Consider the following 17800-nt stretch of genomic DNA (forward strand, 5'->3'; position numbering starts at 1 on the left):
CAGCCTATCTAGTTTAGGCTTGGCTAAAAAATTATCAATCTTTGATTTAACTATATATCAATAATTCGACTATTATTGAAACAGTTACCAAATTACTCAATAAGTTTGCTGTTAAAATAGGCATCAAAACGACAAGCATCACCTTGCCATTGATGATCGGTTGCCTGATCATTTAAAAATACAGCCAGTCTAGGACGTTTTACCACAACTCGCTTCGCAATTTGCCGTGCTAGGACTAAAAGATGATCGCCTAAATCCATTTCACCATCTTCTGGTAAAAGCATGTGTAATAGCTGCATTTGCTTTTTGACTTGAGCCTGTTTTTTTATGGCTTGCTGATTTTGATCCCGTTGCGGAAACATCGGATCTAAATAAACAACATCAACAGTTTGATGCGTGATTATCAATTGTTGTAAATATTCAGCTGAATCAGAAAAAACCAAATGAATACGCTCAACAACTTTGGCTAAAAATGGATCGTTTTCTAGCTGTTTTTTTGAATCTTCCAGTAAAGTAAATAAAATTGGATGACGTTCGATCAGGGTTATTTTTGCCCCTAAATGTGCCATCAATAATGCGTCATGTCCTAGACCCGCAGTTGCATCAATTAAGTTTGGTTTTTCTGAAATACTACATGCCCGTGCAATCATTTCAGATTTTAAACTGGCACGTTTTAAACGTGGGATTTCAGCTTTCCAGTCAGGTTGCATTTTCATGCCATTGGCGCACAGGCTTAAACCTTGTTCATCGACACACAAGGCAAGTTCAGGGTTCAGCCTTAAAAACCGTGCATTGAGGTTTTCAATTGTTGCAATGTTTACTATGACACCACGTAAAGAAAGCACAGTTTGGTAGGACTGTGCTTTCTCAAAAAATGTGGATTCAGTAAATAAGCGAATTTCGCTTACCATAATTTCCAACCTGTTAATGCAAACAATAAAATCAACAAACCTGAAGCAATACGATACCAAGCAAAGACCATGAAATCACGCTTAGAAACATAAGCCACCAAAATACGGATCAAAATTAAAGCAGAAACAAAAGAAACGATAAGACCCACAAAGAATACAGTCCAATCTTGTGTCGTTTCATAAATATGGTAATTCTTAAAAAGATCTAATAAACCTGCGCCGACAATTACAGGTATGCCAAGGAAAAATGAAAATTCAGTCGCAGCCTTACGGGATACACCCAACATCATGCCACCAATAATGGTTGCACCTGAGCGTGAAGTTCCCGGAATAAGCGCCAATACTTGGATTAAACCAATATAAATGGCTTCTTTAATAGAAATATTATCCACTTCAACTGCATTGACTTTTGGAGGATTTTTTTCAACCCACCAAATGATTAAACCACCGACAATCAAACCAATCGCAACAGAAATATCATTAAACAGCAGCTCTTTTACGATATCCCCAAATGTCAAGCCAACAAGCATAATTGGAATAGAGGCCGCAATAATACTGATCCCAAGATGACGGCCTTTCGGTTCACCTGAAAACAAACCAGTTGCTGCGCCCCAAAGCTTGCTCCAATACTCATAAATCACTGCAGCGATCGCGCCCATTTGAATGGCAACAACAAATAAATCACTCTTTTCTTTGGTCCAGAAATTCATTAGCTCGGATGCAAGAATTAAATGCCCTGTACTTGAAATAGGTAAGAATTCGGTAATACCTTCAACAATACCCATAATGGCTGCTTTGAGTAGCAGTAAAAGATCCATTGTGAAATCCTAAAAATTAAAGCGAAAAACGATTATGGTTTACCTTGTTCTGGAATTTTCTTCCATGCATTATCACGTAAATATACAGGTAAGGCCTGCTCTGCACTGAACCATTGCTTTTGCAGTGCATTTTGACGCGCAATTGTGGCAATATCATCAGCGGAAGCAGCAATTTGTTGAAACGCTATTGCCTCAACATTCACCAAAGCTGAACCTGAACCGATCAAGATATATTTTTGATATTCCGCAGCGTGTTGATAGTCCAATAATTTTTCTTCGTCTACAAGTTGCATAATGTTATTTTGGTCAAGCTTAAAACTTGCCATATAGACTTCCTGCATACGCGCATCTAAAACAGCGGTCACTTCAGTCAATTGGGCCTGACGATAAGCAGCTTGAGCCAGCGCTTGCAAGGTTGAAACTGGAATCACAGGAATATCATTTGCCCATGCCAAAGCTTGAGTCACAGCTGCATTGATACGTACACCACTAAAAGAGCCTGGTCCACGACTAAATGCAATTGCAGTCAAGTCTTTATTGGAAATTTTATTTTGCTCAAAACCTTGCTCAATCATCGGCAAAATGGTTTGAGTTTGTGCTTTTGCTCGCGTATCAAGTTGAAAATAGAGTGTTTGAGTTTCATCAACAATCGAAACGGAACACTGCTCATTGGCAGTTTCCAATGCCAGCAATTTCATGCACAACCTTACCATGTTAAAAATGTTGCCTATGATACTCCACTCATTTCAATAGCGCGAGAGCTTAGAGATAAAGCCTGTCAGATAAAATCCATTAGATCAAAATAATCCATAAAAATGCCAAGACATTGTGCTTGGCATTTAAGTGACAAATTTTAAAACTAGTCATTTATTCAAATTTAAACTCTTCTAAATCAATAAAATTCTTGTAATGGGAGGCATAATGCAAAGCACTCATTTTTAATAAGTTCTCCGCATTCTCATCCAACGTTCTTACGACTTTACCCGGCGAACCCACCACCAAGGAATTATCAGGAATAACTTTACCTTCTGGAATCAAACTATTTGCACCTATGATACAATTTTTACCAATCACAGCATGATTTAAAACTACAGCGTTAATACCAATTAAACTATTATCGCCTATCGTACAACCATGCAACATGGCTTGATGCCCGATGGTCACATAATCGCCAACGATTAATTCAATCCCTGTATCTGTATGTAAAACGGCATTTTCTTGAACATTACTAAAATTCCCAATATGAATTTTAGCGTTGTCCGCACGAATGACTGCACCAAACCATACACTGACTTGTTGCCCGAGTTCCACTTGGCCAATCACTGTAGCATTATCCGCAATCCAACCATCAAAAGGTGCATGCAAAGCTTGTGGTGCAAAACCTTTAAATTTATACATCATGGTATTACATTCCTTTGAGATATTTTGAGACCATTGGCTTTGATCATAACTTTTTAGCATTACTTCTTATTGAATATTTGTGACTTAAAAGATGGAGAGTTCAATAAAAACGGCCAGTTTTTTTGATAATCCAAACCATATTTAAATAATGAAATCAGAATTCGAGCGGTTAAACCCCAAATGATTTCATTTTCAATTCTTAAACTGGGAAAATACACCGATTGATGTGCCAAACGTACTTCATAAGGAATAGGCTGTGATTCCATCATTTTTTTAATCGGGGCATAGAATATACGATCAATTTCACTTGGCTGAGCAATCAACTGAATGTCAGGCGGGATTAATCCCACCACAGGTTTTACCGTTATTCCACTTTTTGCCCGCTCCATGGGTAAATCACCAATCAGCTTGACATCAAATGGATTGAGTGCGGTTTCTTCCCATGCTTCTCGCAAAGCCACAACGATATTACTGGTATCATTTGGATCGCGTTTACCACCAGGAAAGGAAACTTCTCCAGCATGATTTGATAGGTAAGCAGAACGTCTTGTCAGCAAAATTTTAGGATCAGCTTCTTGAGTAATAGCAATGAGCACTGCGGCATTGGCTGGATAGGTTCTTTTGCCAAAACGTAATCTATTTTGCAATACTTGGGTTAGCTCATCATCCTTCATTGATCTCACTCTATCTTTTTTGTTCTTGTTCTATCATATAGGAAATTTTATCGATAAGGCTATAAATGATGCGAAAGTAGAATTTTTCAGTTATGCTGAGTTATCTCACATTTTTAATGAAGCTTATGAGTTTTTGCAGTGCATGTGGTCATACAACCATAGAAAAAATTCCTTTAGGTGATCAAAAAATCCGTAAAGTTTGTACACACTGTGGCACCATTCATTATATTAACCCCAAAGTTATTTGTGGTGCACTGGCGATCTGGGAAAATAAAGTTTTACTCTGTCGGCGTGCTATTGAACCACGTTATGGACTATGGACTTTGCCTGCTGGTTATATGGAACTATTTGAAACCATGGAACAAGGCGCAGCTCGTGAAACACGTGAAGAATCTGAAGCTGAGGTTGAGATTGAACAGCTCTACTGCATGTATAATATTCCACGGATTGGGCAAGTTTATGTTTTATTTAAAACACAAATAAAAGATGGTGTATTTGGTGCTGGTGAAGAAACCATTGAAAGTCGTTTATTTGATGAACATGAAATTCCTTGGAACGATTTAGCTTTTCCAAGTGTAGAACGCACCTTAAGACATTATTTTGAAGACCGGAAAACCAATACATTTCCAATGCATCTTGAAACTTTGGGCACTCGATTAGACCAAACAGGATAATATCGAATAGATATTCCTTTGATCAACTGCCCAGTATTAAAAATATGAGTAAAAAAAGCCTCAATTCTAATCACTTGAATTGAGGCTTTTTAATCGACATAAATTACTTGGTTTTAATGCTATAACACTGCGGTAAACTTACAGTTAATGTCCCCGATAAACGTTTCGCTAACTCTTTTTGCTCAGCTGTAACTTTCTCTTTATTTGCTTCAACATTGTTATAGATTGATTGATAAACTGCCTGTAGATTTACCCATGTTGCAGTAATCGTTTGATCCCCATTCCAACTGGTAATATTTACACCACTGGATGTGTTTTGTTCATTGATTAATCTCTGAAGATTTAAACGTATACCACCAGAAGATACAGATGCTTTGGCTAAATCATCATTAGATGAACCGCTAGTTGGTGTAATCACTAATGTTTCATTTAAACCTGCTAATGCACCATCAAGGCTGCCAAATACAGGATTTGCTAAAATCATACGCATTGTAATCGACTTTTCAACATTCCCATTAATATAGGCTGTACCTGTGGTTCCAATACGATATTGTTGTACCCCTGTTTCTTTGTCAATATAAGTGCTTGGATCTACATCAGCACATGTATCTGAATTTAGAGCACTATTTTTACCTAAATTGGTACGTATATCTCCATTTTCATCAATCACAATACCGAGTGTTTGCGTATTTGGAGAAACTTCTTTGTTATCAAACGTAAATGTAATATTTGCATACAGTGGGAAGTAATATTTTTCACCAGTTTTTACTGTATTTTTAGTCAGGAAAACTTTGCGATCTAAGTAATTAGCAGGATTAGTTTTATAAATATCAATCCCCCCAGAAAGCTGATCACCATTTAAAGTTTGACGCCATTTCCCGTATACTGTTGGATCGGTAGGTGCTGTTGTTGCGCCTGTTGCTCGCTTATACATATACTCTGTGCCAGCAACATTGGTATTATTCAGCAAAGCTCCCTGATAAATTTCAAGTTTATCCGTTGAACTTTGATCTTTTTTAAACACAAGTGGAGATGTAATTTTACGTGTGAGTGGGTTAATCCAACCTTGTTGGGCATTTACATTAAGTTTTTGTGGAACAACTTGATTTAGCAGTAAAAATTTTAACAGTGAGTCAGCAATTGTACTCTCTTCCACTTTTTGAGGTACACCAACCCATTGCATAGCATATCCTGAGGTATAGCCTTGACGGTCAGTAACAACATACATGTTGGCAATAGATTCATTCTTGGTACTTAAATCACTTTTACCTGTAAAGCCTTGAATATCAACGTTCGCACCACTAAATATAAGGAAATTTGTCGAATAAATATTAACCAGTGACTGTTGAACCAAACGTTGCGCAGTCGCAATTGCCGAAGCCTCATTAACAGCTTCTACATTGATCCATGGTTTTAGTTTTGCAACATAACTGCCATTAATAAAATCAGTTACGACAATATTGGCATCAACTGCTTTTAAATTATTTTTAATATTATCTGATAATTCAATTGGTTGTACATCCCCTATTTGATTGGCATCCTGTTCCAATCCTATCGCTTGGAAAACTCGGACCAACCCAACCATCACCTTGAACGTATCATCACTCATGGTCATACTTTCTGGTTGTTTACCTGTCATGGCACTTGCAATATCGATCAAGCCAATAGCAGCAGGTTGACCACGAACTTTCAACGGACGAATTTTTGCAAGATCAACATCACCTAAAATGATTTTTCTTTCCGATTCAGAACCTTGGATAAAGAACTTCGCTTTATCTCCAATTAAACAACCACCAAGTGCTAACCCACCCTCAAGTTTAGTTACATAATGATTTTTCGTATCGGTACTACAATCAAAATTTAAACCATCAACAGGATAGTCAACATAAAAACCTAAACATTTTTCTGTAGTATCAGCATCACAACCATTTGAATACGTTTTAATGCCTTTATAAGGATCTTCATTCACTGTCGAACTTTCACCGCCACAACCTGCGAGTGCTAAGCCTAAACTCGTTAAAACGAAAGGGGCTAATAATCTTTTTTTCATATTTTCATCCTTACTGAATAACACTCAGCTTAATTTGTCCATGATTTGTTAACTGTTTATTTTCCACATCTAATGCTGAGGATAATGGTGTTAAAAATAGATATACTGCCTGATCTGGTTTTCTTAAAACGCCTTCCATCGCTGCGTATTGTAAATTATTGTCGTGAGATTCATCATTTTTAAAACCACTCACACCTTCAAGGACACAACCTTGTCCATCTAAAAATACAACTAATGGCCAATAATAACTTTGGATCTTTGAAGAAGATGCATACGATGTTAATAACACATTTTGCACTTTAGGGTCTAATTTCACCACTTCATAGGCAAAACTTTCTTTAATTGGTGCGACTGGCCAAAGCCCAATTTCTTGATTTTTTATTGATAAATCTTTCGCTTTAACTAATTTTTTTCCAGAGAAACATGATTGTTCTAAATTTTGAACAACCTCATCTTTAGCTAAACGAAAATAGGTAGAAGATAAAACAACGGGCTTCTTTTCTTCAGATTCTGAATTCCCACGAATACGGTTTAAAAGACTCGCACTAAGCCCTTTTTGTCGTTCAATAGTTTCATATCGCCCATGAACTGCGCCAATTTCTGGCGTCATATAAAATCTTTTTTTACCTTCTAAATTGAATTCGCGATCTTCTAAATACTCATTATTTACATATTTTTCACCATCAATGACAGTAAAATGCTGATCTTCTACAGGTTGAGTATTTTTCGGCACAACCTCTTGATTGATCTTTACTTCATCTTGGCGTGGTGTACTCTCTTTCGCTAGTTTTTCGACTTTATTTTTTTGTTCAACAGTACTAATGGGCTTCCGTGAAGACTGTTCGACGACAAGTTGAGGAGTTGTTTTTCGTGATACTGACGATGAAGACTGATCTGTTGCCGGAACAGGATTCATTTGAGCTTTAGCTTTGTTGTTATCCATTAAAGGAGGTTGGCTGGCAGGCTGAGAAGTCGGAACAGTCAATGAAGCACTCTTCGGCTCAATCTCTTTCTGATTATGTTTAACTACAGGTAGGGTTTCTATCCCTTGCACATTTGACTTTGTAACTTTAGTTTCTTGTATTTGTTTAGTTTCTTGTATTTGTTTGTTTTTTTGCTTTACTTCCCCTTTGGGACTAGTTTCAGGCTTCTGAACAATCATTGGATGCCCATCAGGGCCAATAATGGTATAAAAATTGGCAGCATAAGAAACAGATGTGGTTGAGCTAAAACTTAAAGCTAGCCACAAAGAGGTTACGACTGTTTTTTTTTCAAGGTTTAAACGCATTACCATCTCGTTCTGTAGTTAATCCCTAGAATTGTAACTTTTGTATTGGTTTTTACATTCAAACCAGCATAAGGGTTCAGTAGCAAGTTATCTACCCCTGTTTTGTTTGCCAAACTACTTGTGTTTGCAGGAATATTATCTCGACTACGCAGGAAACCCACAGACAAGTCAATATCCGTATCTTCATCAAAACGATAGCCCAAACCTAAACCAAATAATTGCGCATTGTTAATCGGAACCATGGTATTACGCTTATCATCTGGGATTGCACTAGCACGAGGTTCATAACCTGCACGAAGCTTTAAGCGATCATTTGCAGAATACTCAACACCGATACCCCAACTCCATGGAGACTTAAAGCCCAATGGAAAAGCCAATGATGTATCTGTAACTTGATTAGATAATAATTTTGCAATTTTTAATGCTGAAATTTGCCGATCGAATTCGAACTGAAACTTTTCCCATGCTTTAAAATCTGTCCAGCCCACGTCAAAGTTTACCTGTAAATCAGGTAAAACCTTATATTTTATCCCCGCTTGGAAGTGAGCTGGATATTCCAAATCCATTGAAATCAAACCAGATTCAGTTGGTGGGATATAACCAGGAAAACCTAAAATCGCAGCAAGAATTTGCCCTGTTGCCGAAGAGTTCAAACCTTTTATCAGCTCTCGTGGTGCATTAGCATTGTCGATAAAGTATTTACCTTTCATACGCATTTTAGCTGAGCTTTGATAAACCATACCAAAACCAAAATTCTCTGTAGGTTCCCACATTAAGCCTAAGTTATAACTTGGACTTAAACTCTGCTCCAGACTAACCTGCATTTTTCCGAATTGGCCAAAAGGATTCATTCCTTCATCGGCATTACAAATACCAAATAGCAGGAGGTCAGTAATCACATTTGAATTATTTCGGAAAGGACCACAAACAGACTCATCAATCATTCGTAAAACGCCGATCATTTCATTCGGAAATCTTAAATCGGTTTTTAATGCCATTGCGTTATATGACATTCCTATTGAAGCACCAATAGACAGTTCATCACTGACTTGGTAGGCAACAGATGGAGATAAGTAGGTTATCCTTTCAATCGCAACTTGTTGCCCCATAAAATTACCAGGATTGCCATCTTCCGAACCAAAGCCTGCAACCATTGGAGCATATGCAGCTGTTGCATAGGTCAATTTTGAGCCAGGGGGATTATAAGAAATACCCCCCGTTGGTGCTAAAACTGGCCAACCGGGCCCCAAATCCACCACTTTCTTTAGAATAGGAATATATAAACTTGCGTATTCCACGTCCCCACGCACTGAATCCTTATAATCTGTACAAAGACTTGAAGGATTATCTGGCGTATCATTACAGATGAGAGGATCATCAGAATACCCAAACACGTTATAACCAGGAGGGGCTGAAAATTCACGCTGTACATCAAAGTTTGCAATAATTCCCTGTACATCAGTTTGCAAACCTTTGAGTTTAGTTAACCCGGCAGGGTTAAAATGAATCGCACTGATCCCCGGTGGGTCTGCAGTTACCGCATTCCCCATTGTTAATGAGCGTATATCTACAGATAGGTTAAGTCCTAAATGTGCAAATACTTGAGTCGAACACCCTGTTAATAAAATCGCTGTAACTAATGGGCGCAAACGTATGTTTTTCATACTTTACACTCCTTTAGTGAGCTTTCTTCTTACCGAAGCCTAAGATGTCCAATGGGAAAGACAAGCCAAGTGAAATATCTGGTGAATCTTCAGTTAAACCAATACCCAATGTTCCATTTACAATCGTATCTGGATTAACACGAACCCCTAAAGCAATTGAAAACATTCCACTAGATTGGTCAGCTGCTTTATATGAATCTGCAAGTCCCTCTGTTGGTTTATATTTAAATGAAGTATTCATATTAAATGATTGTTGGTATGACATAGTCATCGAAACATCATAGTTAAATGAATATGCAAAACCAAAAGAGAAACCACCTGTCATACCAGGATCAAACTCTTCTAAAACGCGTTGATAAGTCTGATCCCCACCTTGCCCATTAGCATTACCTCCACCACGGACTTGATTCAAGCCAGTTTCTTTAAATCCATAATTAGCAGAAACAGATGCAAAGAGTACGACTGGATCGATATATTTACGGGTACTTGCACCGACTCCTACTGAATAATACCCTTTACCTGTTGAAAGGTCTTTTTCAGGGTTTATTTCATATGGACTGTCACCAGTTTTGGTCGATAAGCTACCAAATAAAATTAAAGGTAATCGTCCTGCTTTCAGTGGGAAAGGTTCCCAACGAGCACCTAAATTAATATCCCCCAAACCTGCAGCCGTGGCATCTTTCAAGCTATCTGATTTGGCAATAAAAGGGATAGATGCGGTAAAGGTTAAATTATCCCGTACCCCATACTGCGCAGTAAAAGTATTACTGATGGTATGGCTAGCATCCTCATCAACACGGAGCTGGTAGGCTGTTCCTTCATTAATCCCTAAATTTAACTGTGAATCACGATAGTATGAATAATCTAAATCATAAAAAGTTGAGATTTCACCCTTTTTAATTAAAGAGTATTGACGCTCATTAGATGTAAAAACTTCTTGTAAATTAGTTTCTTGTGAGGCATCGCCTTCTTTTTTCTGTAATGCTTCTGCCGCTTGCGTACCAGGCTTAGGTGCTAAAGATTTTGTTTCATCTTTATTAATTATTACATCTTCTTTAACATCTGTAACAGGAACTGTTTGGCTCGTGTTTTCAGAACTGTTATTGTCTGTGCTTGTAGCCTGATCTACTGCAACCTCAGCACTTGTATCTGTCTCCGCTGCATATAAACTTCCAATTGCAAACTGAATACTCATTGCAAGTAAAGTTCTTTTCATCCATTGATTATTCATATTATTCCTATTCCAAAAATCCAATTCAGTTATGTAATTTTTAATCCATCTTTACTTACGTTTATAATAGAGTCGCATATAGGATGTAATTGGCTGATTGTATGTCGCAGACTTGGTATCTTGGTCAATCACCTTACGCATCGTAGAAGCCTTATCGGCTAATTTATTGGTATAATCGGTTGAATATTGTGCTTCTACTAAAGCATAGCGGTTAATAGTTGCATCATCCACATGGCGCATATCGGCATCCTGTAAGGCCAACATATTCCGTTGCTGATCTTTAGGAGCATTGATCACAAATAATGTGTTGTTTTCCCAAACGTCCTTAAATCGCTCTTGATCAAAACTAATATTCCCCAATGCAGGATCCGCGACATAAACTCGGCCATCTTTATAGGCTTTAAATACAACAAAATGTTTAAAACCAGCATAAGAAATCGGAACAATTACGGGTTGATTTTGGTTGATTAAATCGGTGAACTCCCCCTTATAACCACCACTCTCATATCCAATTGCAGCAACAAAACGCTTCATATCCAGCAATGAGAAACTTCGACGCTCAATAATACGATTGTATTCTCCAAAGCGTAATAAGCCTTCCATGGTTTGCTGTTCAGTTAAATTTGTCCCAACATAACCATTTAACAGTGTTGTTAATGCAGCAGAACCACAGCTATAGTCATATGCTTGACGTACAATGCCACGGAATTGATTTTCCAAGGCGGGTTTAACATGTACCATTTCACGATGGTTACGTGTAAACGATTTATCTCTGGAATCCGCAAGCTCAGTATAGTAAATTCCATCCTTTGGCTTGGGTTTCACATCTAGGGCATGGTTGGCAAAATAATACATTAATGCCGAACCTAAAGTAATTTCTAACATAATTTTAACTATCAAGTATCGGCAGTATTTTGCCTAAAGTGCTGATTTTATTTTTAGAGTGAACACTCTACTTCCCTGTGATTAGAAGATAACGTTTTTTGAAAAAAAAAACAGTTTTTTTTTCAACTTTTGTCGCTTTTACTCAGCTTTTTTGTAAAAAAAAGACGCATGCGTTGCATGCGTCTTTCATTTTCTAATAACTAAACTTAGTGACCAGAAATTGTGATCACAGCACCTGGAGTTGTACCAGCACTACCGTTATAAACTTTCAAACCACTAATCGCAATATCACCAATTGAAGCTGCTGACGCACTACCCAGTTGAATTTTTTGAATATAAATATCAGTCGGTTTAGTCATCGCTGTAATTTGAAGACCATCTGCAGTAGCACCGCTCACACCTGTTGCTCGTACAGCAATAGCTGCATCAGTAGATAAGTTATTAGAACCTGTATCTGTCAATTTAATTGATCCAAGAACAATATCACCACCACCACCAGTTGATGCATCATGCAATGAAAGATTACTAATTGTTAAACCACCAGTCATGCTACCAGCCAATTTAATCATCGCACCTTGTGGAGTGTTACCCAATTGGATATTTGCAGCAGTTTTACCCGTAGTCAAAGTTAAACCATTTAAAATAGTTGCAGTACCAGTACCCACTTTATAAGGGCTTGTAGTAGTCGTTGCATCTACATCATTAACTTCAATTTTACCCAAAGAAATATTTAAACCTGAAACCGCAGCACCAATATTTAGGAATGGACTACCCGCATTACCATCAGTATCAATAGTAATATCTGCCAAATTATGGCTTTGTAATAAAGATGCAGTATTTGCAGTTAATACAATATTATTAATTGTTATTGCACCAGCTGTTGCCGTACCACCCGTGATAGCTGTCCCATCGGTAGTACCATTTACACCATCCGCCAATTTAGCTGTTGCAGATAAACCATCACCATCAAACACATGAACTTTATCAATTTCAACTTTTGAAATACCAATTCCAATAGAAATACCATCTTGACCAGTTGTTGCACTGAGTGCTGCATCATCCATTGCTTGCATTGCCATTGCATTTGAACTGATAGCGATAGCTGAAACCAAAGCAAGTTTAGTAAATAATTTCATAACCTGTACTCTCCCAAGAGCATTTTTTTTCATTTTTAACCACTCTCCGTAGTTCCCTGTTGTTTTAGTTGTTTTACAACTTAGAACACCAATCCTTGAGTAGTCCGTTTTGCCCTTTTAAATTAACTGTATGTTACTTTTTGTTCAACTGCTGTTTATCAAAAAGCCAATTAAACCGATAAACGGTAAACACTTTTATAAGTCCTATTTTCAGGTAGAATAATGCTTTACAAACCCTTTTCGCGCTCGAGTTAAACCTCCCTATGTTTCGGAAGTTATTAGATTTTCCATCAAATGGCATTGCAGATTTATTACACCGACTTGATTCATTATTCGGTTGTATCTATTTAAAAAACTCAGGTGAAGACATTATTGCTTTTTCACCTGAACAATATTGCATTTCAATCCAGCAACAACTTTTTAGCTATTCAAGAAATCATTTTACACATTATCAAAAAGACAAAACCAATCCTTCTTTGAATCACTTTTTTAATTTCACAACTCAATCTGCCCCAAAAACACAGCATACTTTTCAGGGGGGATATATGGGTTTTATTGATTACAACTATGCCAGTCGGCAACACATTGACGCTAATACAAAATCTCAACCCAATTTTTATGTGGGGATTTATAAAACCTTTATTAAACAAGAAAAAGGGCAATTATTTTTTTATAGTTTAGAAGCTTGCGCAGAAGCATTTTTTAAATTTATACAACAGTTATTAGCAACACAATCCTTAAATAATCAAAAATTTAAACTTTTATCAAAATGTAGTGCGACTTGGACAAAATCACAATATGATCAAGCATTTGCACAAATTCAAAAATATATTAAAGCTGGTGATTGTTATCAGATTAATTTAACTCAAGAATTCATAGGAAAAGCAAACGGTTCACTGTTAGATACAGCCGAAAATTTTTGGAAACTCACTGATGCCCCTTATTCAGGTTATTTAAAAATTGATGATTTTGAGTTACTCAGTTGTTCACCTGAGTTATTTATTGATTTCGAGACTGATCGTAAAATCACCACCAAACCCATTAAAGGGACAATGCCTCGTTATGACGATCCAATTTTAGATGAGCAGTCAAAAAATACCTTGATTCACTCTGAAAAAGATCAGGCTGAAAATGTCATGATTGTGGACTTATTACGCAATGATTTAAGTGTATATGCTGAAACAGGTTCAGTAAAAACCCCAAAACTGTTTAATATTGAATCTTTTAAGCAGGTACATCATATGGTAAGTGAAGTCACTGCAACCTTAAAATCGGATGTAAATCCATTTGAGGTTTTATTCACCGCACTACCAGGCGGTTCAATTACCGGCGCACCCAAAATTCGCGCGATGCAAATTATTGAAGAACTCGAAAGTGCACCAAGAGGCGCTTATTGCGGCTCACTGGGGTATTTTAATTTTGATGGAACTGGTTCTTGGAATATTTTGATTCGTTCAATTCAAAAATATCAAGATGAAGTTTCATTGTGGGCAGGTGGTGGGATCACCATTGCTTCAGATTGTAATGCAGAATATCAAGAATGTTTTGATAAAGTTTCTGCCATGCTAGATTTACTCAACACATGGCATCAACCTCAAAATGAATTCTAGACTAAAATCTCATGTTTTAGCGTATCAACAAGGCGTTGATTTTGTTCATCTGTACCAATAGTGATACGTAAGAATTGATCAATCCGTGGCTTATTAAAATATCGAACAATAATGCCATGTTCACGTAATGCTTTTGCCAATTCACCAGCATCTTTTGAGGGTAAACAAGCAAAAATAAAGTTGGCTGAGGATGGTAATACTTTAAATCCTAGCAACTCTAGATCTGCAACAAGTTTGTCACGACTTACAATCACTTTTTGACATTGTGCTGCAAAGTATTCTTGATCTTCAAATGATGCGACAGCTGCTGCAATTGCAAAACGATCAATTGGATAGGAGTTAAAGCTATTTTTTACAGCTTCCAATGCGGCGATCAAATGTGGCTGTGCAATTGCAAAGCCAACTCGTAAACCAGCTAAAGAGCGAGATTTTGAAGTGGTTTGACAAACGACTAAGTTTTCGTATTTTTCCACCAGATTCACGGCTGACTCAGCACCAAAATCTACATACGCTTCATCAATCACAACTACAGAATCTGGATTGGCTTGCAAGACTTGTTCAATTGCAGATATCTCTAATGCAATACTGGTTGGTGCATTGGGATTGGTAATGATAATCCCACCATTCGGCTGTTTATAATCAGCCACATCAATTTCAAAATTCTCATTTAAAGGCAAGATTTTAGTTTGGGTTGAAATTCCAAAAAACTGACTATAAACAGGATAAAAGCTATAGGTAATATCTGGGTATAGAATTGGTTTTTCTTGAACAAAAAATGCTTTAAAAATATGTGCTAAAACTTCATCCGAACCATTACCAACAAAGACATTTTCTACTGCTACATGCTGTTGCTTAGCAATCGCTTGTTTGAGTGCTGATGCATCTGGATCTGGATATAGGCGCAATACATCTGCAGAATCTATAAGTACAGACTGAACTGCTGCAACCACTTTTGGCGATGGTGGATATGGGTTTTCATTGGTATTCAGTTTTAATAAGTTTTGGATTTTAGGCTGCTCACCTGGGACATACGGTTCTAACTCACGTACTTCAGGACTCCAAAAACGCATTTGCTCAGGGCTAATATTTGGCATTTTTATCTCGTATTTTTTCTCACATGACTTACTTTATATAAGCGCTCTCACTCTAGGAGAGGGTTTGGGCATTTCAATAGAATCCCCAAACGTAAGTCAGTTAAATTTTTACGCCCTCATCCTCACCTTATCCCTAAGGGAGAAGGATTTGTACGGATACTGGGCCATTGGTAAATTATTGATAACGATATCTAGCTGATCGGGCATGCGCATCTAAATTTTCTTGTTGAGCAAGAATATCTGCGGCCTTAGCAAGCGATTTAACTCCTTGCTCAGAACACATGATCAAACTTGAACGTTTTTGAAAATCATAAACACCTAAAGGTGATGAAAAACGTGCTGTACCAGAAGTAGGTAGGACATGGTTAGGTCCCGCACAATAATCACCAATCGCTTCTGGTGTATAGCGCCCCATAAAGATTGCACCTGCATGGCGAATACTTTCTGACATCTGCTCAGCATCATCTAAGCACAATTCCAAATGCTCAGGCGCAACTTGATTAATCAAATCAATGGCTTCTTGGCGATCTTTAACCAAGACCAAAGCACCTCGATTTGCAATCGAAGTTCGTGCAATTTCAGCTTTGGGTAATGTAGCCAAATGTTCTTCAATGGCTTGCTCGACATCATTTAACAGCTGTTCATCAGGCGTAATAAAAATCGCTTGCGCAACCGTATCATGTTCAGCTTGTGACAAAACATCCATCGCCAACCATTTAGCGTCATTATGACCTTCTGCATAAACCAAAATTTCAGAAGGTCCTGCAATCATGTCAATACCAACTTGACCAAAAACAGCACGTTTTGCGGCAGCAACGAAACGGTTACCCGGTCCTGTAATTTTATCTACCGCTGGAATCGTTTCTGTTCCATAAGCAAGTGCGGCAACTGCTTGCGCACCGCCAATCGTAAACACACGACTTACACCCGCTAAATAAGCAGCCGCCAATACCAAAGGATTTAAATCACCATTTGGCGCAGGCACCACCATAATAATTTCTGCTACCCCAGCCACGTGCGCGGGTAGAGCATTCATCAGCACAGAGGATGGATAAGAAGCCAAACCACCTGGAACGTAAATACCCACACGGTCTAAAGGGGTAACTTTTTGACCAAGGGTATTTCCTAATTCATCCACATAGGACCAACCGTCTTGTTTTTGAGCCTGATGGAATGAGCGAACACGATTGGCCGCCATTTCCAAAGCTTCACGTACTTCTGAAGTTAAACCTTCAAATGCAACTTTAAGTTGCTCTTGTGTCAGTTCTAAATCTGAAAATTGATGCGCTGGATGTCGATCGAACTGTTGAGTGAGTTTAAGTACATGTGCATCCCCATGTAGGCGCACATCTGCAATAATTTGGTCTACTGTTTTTAAAAGCTCAGGATCACTCACTGTTTCAAAAGCTAACAAGTCAGCAAAGACTTGTTTAAAGTTCTGCTCTTGAGTCGATAAACGTCGCATCAATTTACCCACAAGGTTGTTTAAGAAAGATTTAGTTTACCTTGTTTTAAGTATCTTGTGGGCAACATCACCGCAACATTTCAATTTACTTTCAGAGGAAAGTTTGATTGCAAATGACTTTTGATATAGCAAATTTTTATTTAGGTACTCACATCAGGATAATCCCAGTCACTATCAGCCTGAATCAGCCAGTTCAAGGCGCCATGCCGTTCCACAACAATAGATGAATTTAAATTTTCAGGTGCATCCTGTTGCTTTAAACGCGCATTTACACATGCCCAATCATAACGATAAATTAAATCAGCCTGATCTAAGATTTCTTCAATATCTCGTAATTGGACTTTTTCCATAAATGCAGCAAATGTATCGCACGATGAAACGGCTTGAATTGCAAAATCACAATCAACGATATCTACCGGATAACTCAAATCATCCACAATACCCAAAGCCCATAACAGCACCCAATATGCTTCATATTTCCACACCATATTGATGACATCTTGTGCGGAAGCATCACGATTTAAAATTGCCTGTTCTTTTTCTGTTAAAGCATCAAAAACTTGCAATTTTTTTAAAACATCAAATATAAATATCTTTGTTTCATCATCATATTGATCATTATTTAGGTCACATGCGACCTGAATCACCCATAAACAAGCAATCGCGCGTTTTGCAATTTGTTCTGCACTGCGTGCTTGAACATCTTCTGCAGATTCAATCACAGGTAACCAGTCAATATAAGGAATTGAATATTTTTTAAGTTTTAAAATAGACTGTTCTTTGCGTTGTTGAGGTGTTTTCATAAGCTCTTTTTTGATTCATGCATGGTTATTTTTTAACATAAATTACATAAAAAACCGCCTAAAATTAGACGGCATCTTTATTGAACAAACATGAAT

The 17800-nt window shown here is 37.6% G+C and carries 16 protein-coding genes; 2 read left to right on the forward strand and 14 right to left on the reverse strand.

The annotated features are described in order from the left end of the window. Positions 1-92 precede the first annotated feature (92 nt). The 5 genes from AC4CUY_RS16765 to AC4CUY_RS16785 form a co-directional block, all read right to left on the reverse strand. A complete protein-coding gene (locus AC4CUY_RS16765; RefSeq protein ID WP_490774478.1) occupies positions 93-911 on the reverse strand; it encodes a class I SAM-dependent methyltransferase in 819 nt (272 codons plus the stop codon). Next, entirely contained in the window at positions 905-1729 is an 825-nt protein-coding gene (locus AC4CUY_RS16770) for an undecaprenyl-diphosphate phosphatase (protein ID WP_336952081.1), read from the reverse strand. Before AC4CUY_RS16770 ends, AC4CUY_RS16765 begins: the two co-directional genes overlap by 7 nt. Before the next feature lie 32 nt (positions 1730-1761). Next, a complete protein-coding gene (gene tsaB, locus AC4CUY_RS16775) occupies positions 1762-2427 on the reverse strand; it encodes a tRNA (adenosine(37)-N6)-threonylcarbamoyltransferase complex dimerization subunit type 1 TsaB (protein WP_419328205.1) in 666 nt (221 codons plus the stop codon). A 169-nt stretch (positions 2428-2596) separates the two neighbouring features. Continuing rightward, positions 2597-3130 (reverse strand): gamma carbonic anhydrase family protein, encoded by a 534-nt coding sequence (locus AC4CUY_RS16780; RefSeq protein WP_336952083.1) that lies wholly within the window; start codon positions 3128-3130, stop codon positions 2597-2599. A 59-nt stretch (positions 3131-3189) separates the two neighbouring features. Then, positions 3190-3804, reverse strand: a complete 615-nt coding sequence (locus tag AC4CUY_RS16785) for a CoA pyrophosphatase (protein WP_336952084.1) — start codon at positions 3802-3804, stop codon at positions 3190-3192. Between the two features lie 125 nt (positions 3805-3929). Between AC4CUY_RS16785 and AC4CUY_RS16790 the strand changes: the two genes are divergently transcribed. After that, the gene (locus tag AC4CUY_RS16790; RefSeq protein ID WP_336952085.1) at positions 3930-4478 is read left to right on the forward strand and encodes an NUDIX hydrolase; all 549 of its coding nucleotides are present in this window, start codon (positions 3930-3932) and stop codon (positions 4476-4478) included. A 103-nt stretch (positions 4479-4581) separates the two neighbouring features. Here the strand turns inward: AC4CUY_RS16790 and filF are convergent, their stop codons facing one another. From filF to filA, 6 genes are all read right to left on the reverse strand, one after another. Then, positions 4582-6528: a putative pilus system protein FilF gene (gene filF, locus AC4CUY_RS16795; RefSeq protein WP_419328204.1), complete on the reverse strand. Its 1947-nt coding sequence runs from the start codon at positions 6526-6528 to the stop codon at positions 4582-4584. Positions 6529-6538: 10 nt separating this feature from the next. After that, complete coding sequence (gene filE / locus AC4CUY_RS16800) at positions 6539-7816, reverse strand: putative pilus assembly protein FilE (RefSeq protein WP_490774479.1); 1278 nt, start codon at positions 7814-7816, stop codon at positions 6539-6541. Next, positions 7816-9480, reverse strand: a complete 1665-nt coding sequence (gene filD, locus AC4CUY_RS16805; RefSeq protein ID WP_336952088.1) for a putative pilus system OmpP1/FadL family transporter FilD — start codon at positions 9478-9480, stop codon at positions 7816-7818. Before filD ends, filE begins: the two co-directional genes overlap by 1 nt. 13 nt (positions 9481-9493) lie before the next feature. Beyond that, positions 9494-10711, reverse strand: coding sequence for a putative pilus system protein FilC (gene filC, locus AC4CUY_RS16810; protein WP_336952089.1), 1218 nt, complete (start codon positions 10709-10711; stop codon positions 9494-9496). Positions 10712-10762: 51 nt separating this feature from the next. Next, positions 10763-11596: a putative pilus system C39 family peptidase FilB gene (filB, locus tag AC4CUY_RS16815; protein ID WP_490774480.1), complete on the reverse strand. Its 834-nt coding sequence runs from the start codon at positions 11594-11596 to the stop codon at positions 10763-10765. Positions 11597-11802: 206 nt separating this feature from the next. Beyond that, entirely contained in the window at positions 11803-12732 is a 930-nt protein-coding gene (gene filA, locus AC4CUY_RS16820) for a putative pilus system protein FilA (RefSeq protein ID WP_336952091.1), read from the reverse strand. Positions 12733-12995: 263 nt separating this feature from the next. On the opposite strand from filA, the gene AC4CUY_RS16825 reads away from it, so the two are divergent. After that, a complete protein-coding gene (locus AC4CUY_RS16825; RefSeq protein ID WP_336952092.1) occupies positions 12996-14342 on the forward strand; it encodes an anthranilate synthase component I family protein in 1347 nt (448 codons plus the stop codon). Here the strand turns inward: AC4CUY_RS16825 and hisC are convergent. The 3 genes from hisC to AC4CUY_RS16840 all read right to left on the reverse strand — a co-directional run bounded on the left by hisC (position 14339) and on the right by AC4CUY_RS16840 (position 17704). Then, on the reverse strand, positions 14339-15436 hold the full coding sequence (gene hisC, locus AC4CUY_RS16830; RefSeq protein ID WP_336952093.1) for a histidinol-phosphate transaminase: 1098 nt from the start codon (positions 15434-15436) through the stop codon (positions 14339-14341). The genes AC4CUY_RS16825 and hisC overlap by 4 nt on opposite strands. A 175-nt stretch (positions 15437-15611) precedes the next feature. Continuing rightward, complete coding sequence (gene hisD, locus AC4CUY_RS16835; RefSeq protein ID WP_336952095.1) at positions 15612-16913, reverse strand: histidinol dehydrogenase; 1302 nt, start codon at positions 16911-16913, stop codon at positions 15612-15614. A 128-nt stretch (positions 16914-17041) separates the two neighbouring features. Beyond that, positions 17042-17704: a DUF4272 domain-containing protein gene (locus AC4CUY_RS16840; protein ID WP_490774481.1), complete on the reverse strand. Its 663-nt coding sequence runs from the start codon at positions 17702-17704 to the stop codon at positions 17042-17044. Positions 17705-17800 lie beyond the last annotated feature (96 nt).

The organism is Acinetobacter sp. 778_lipA (assembly GCF_058242985.1).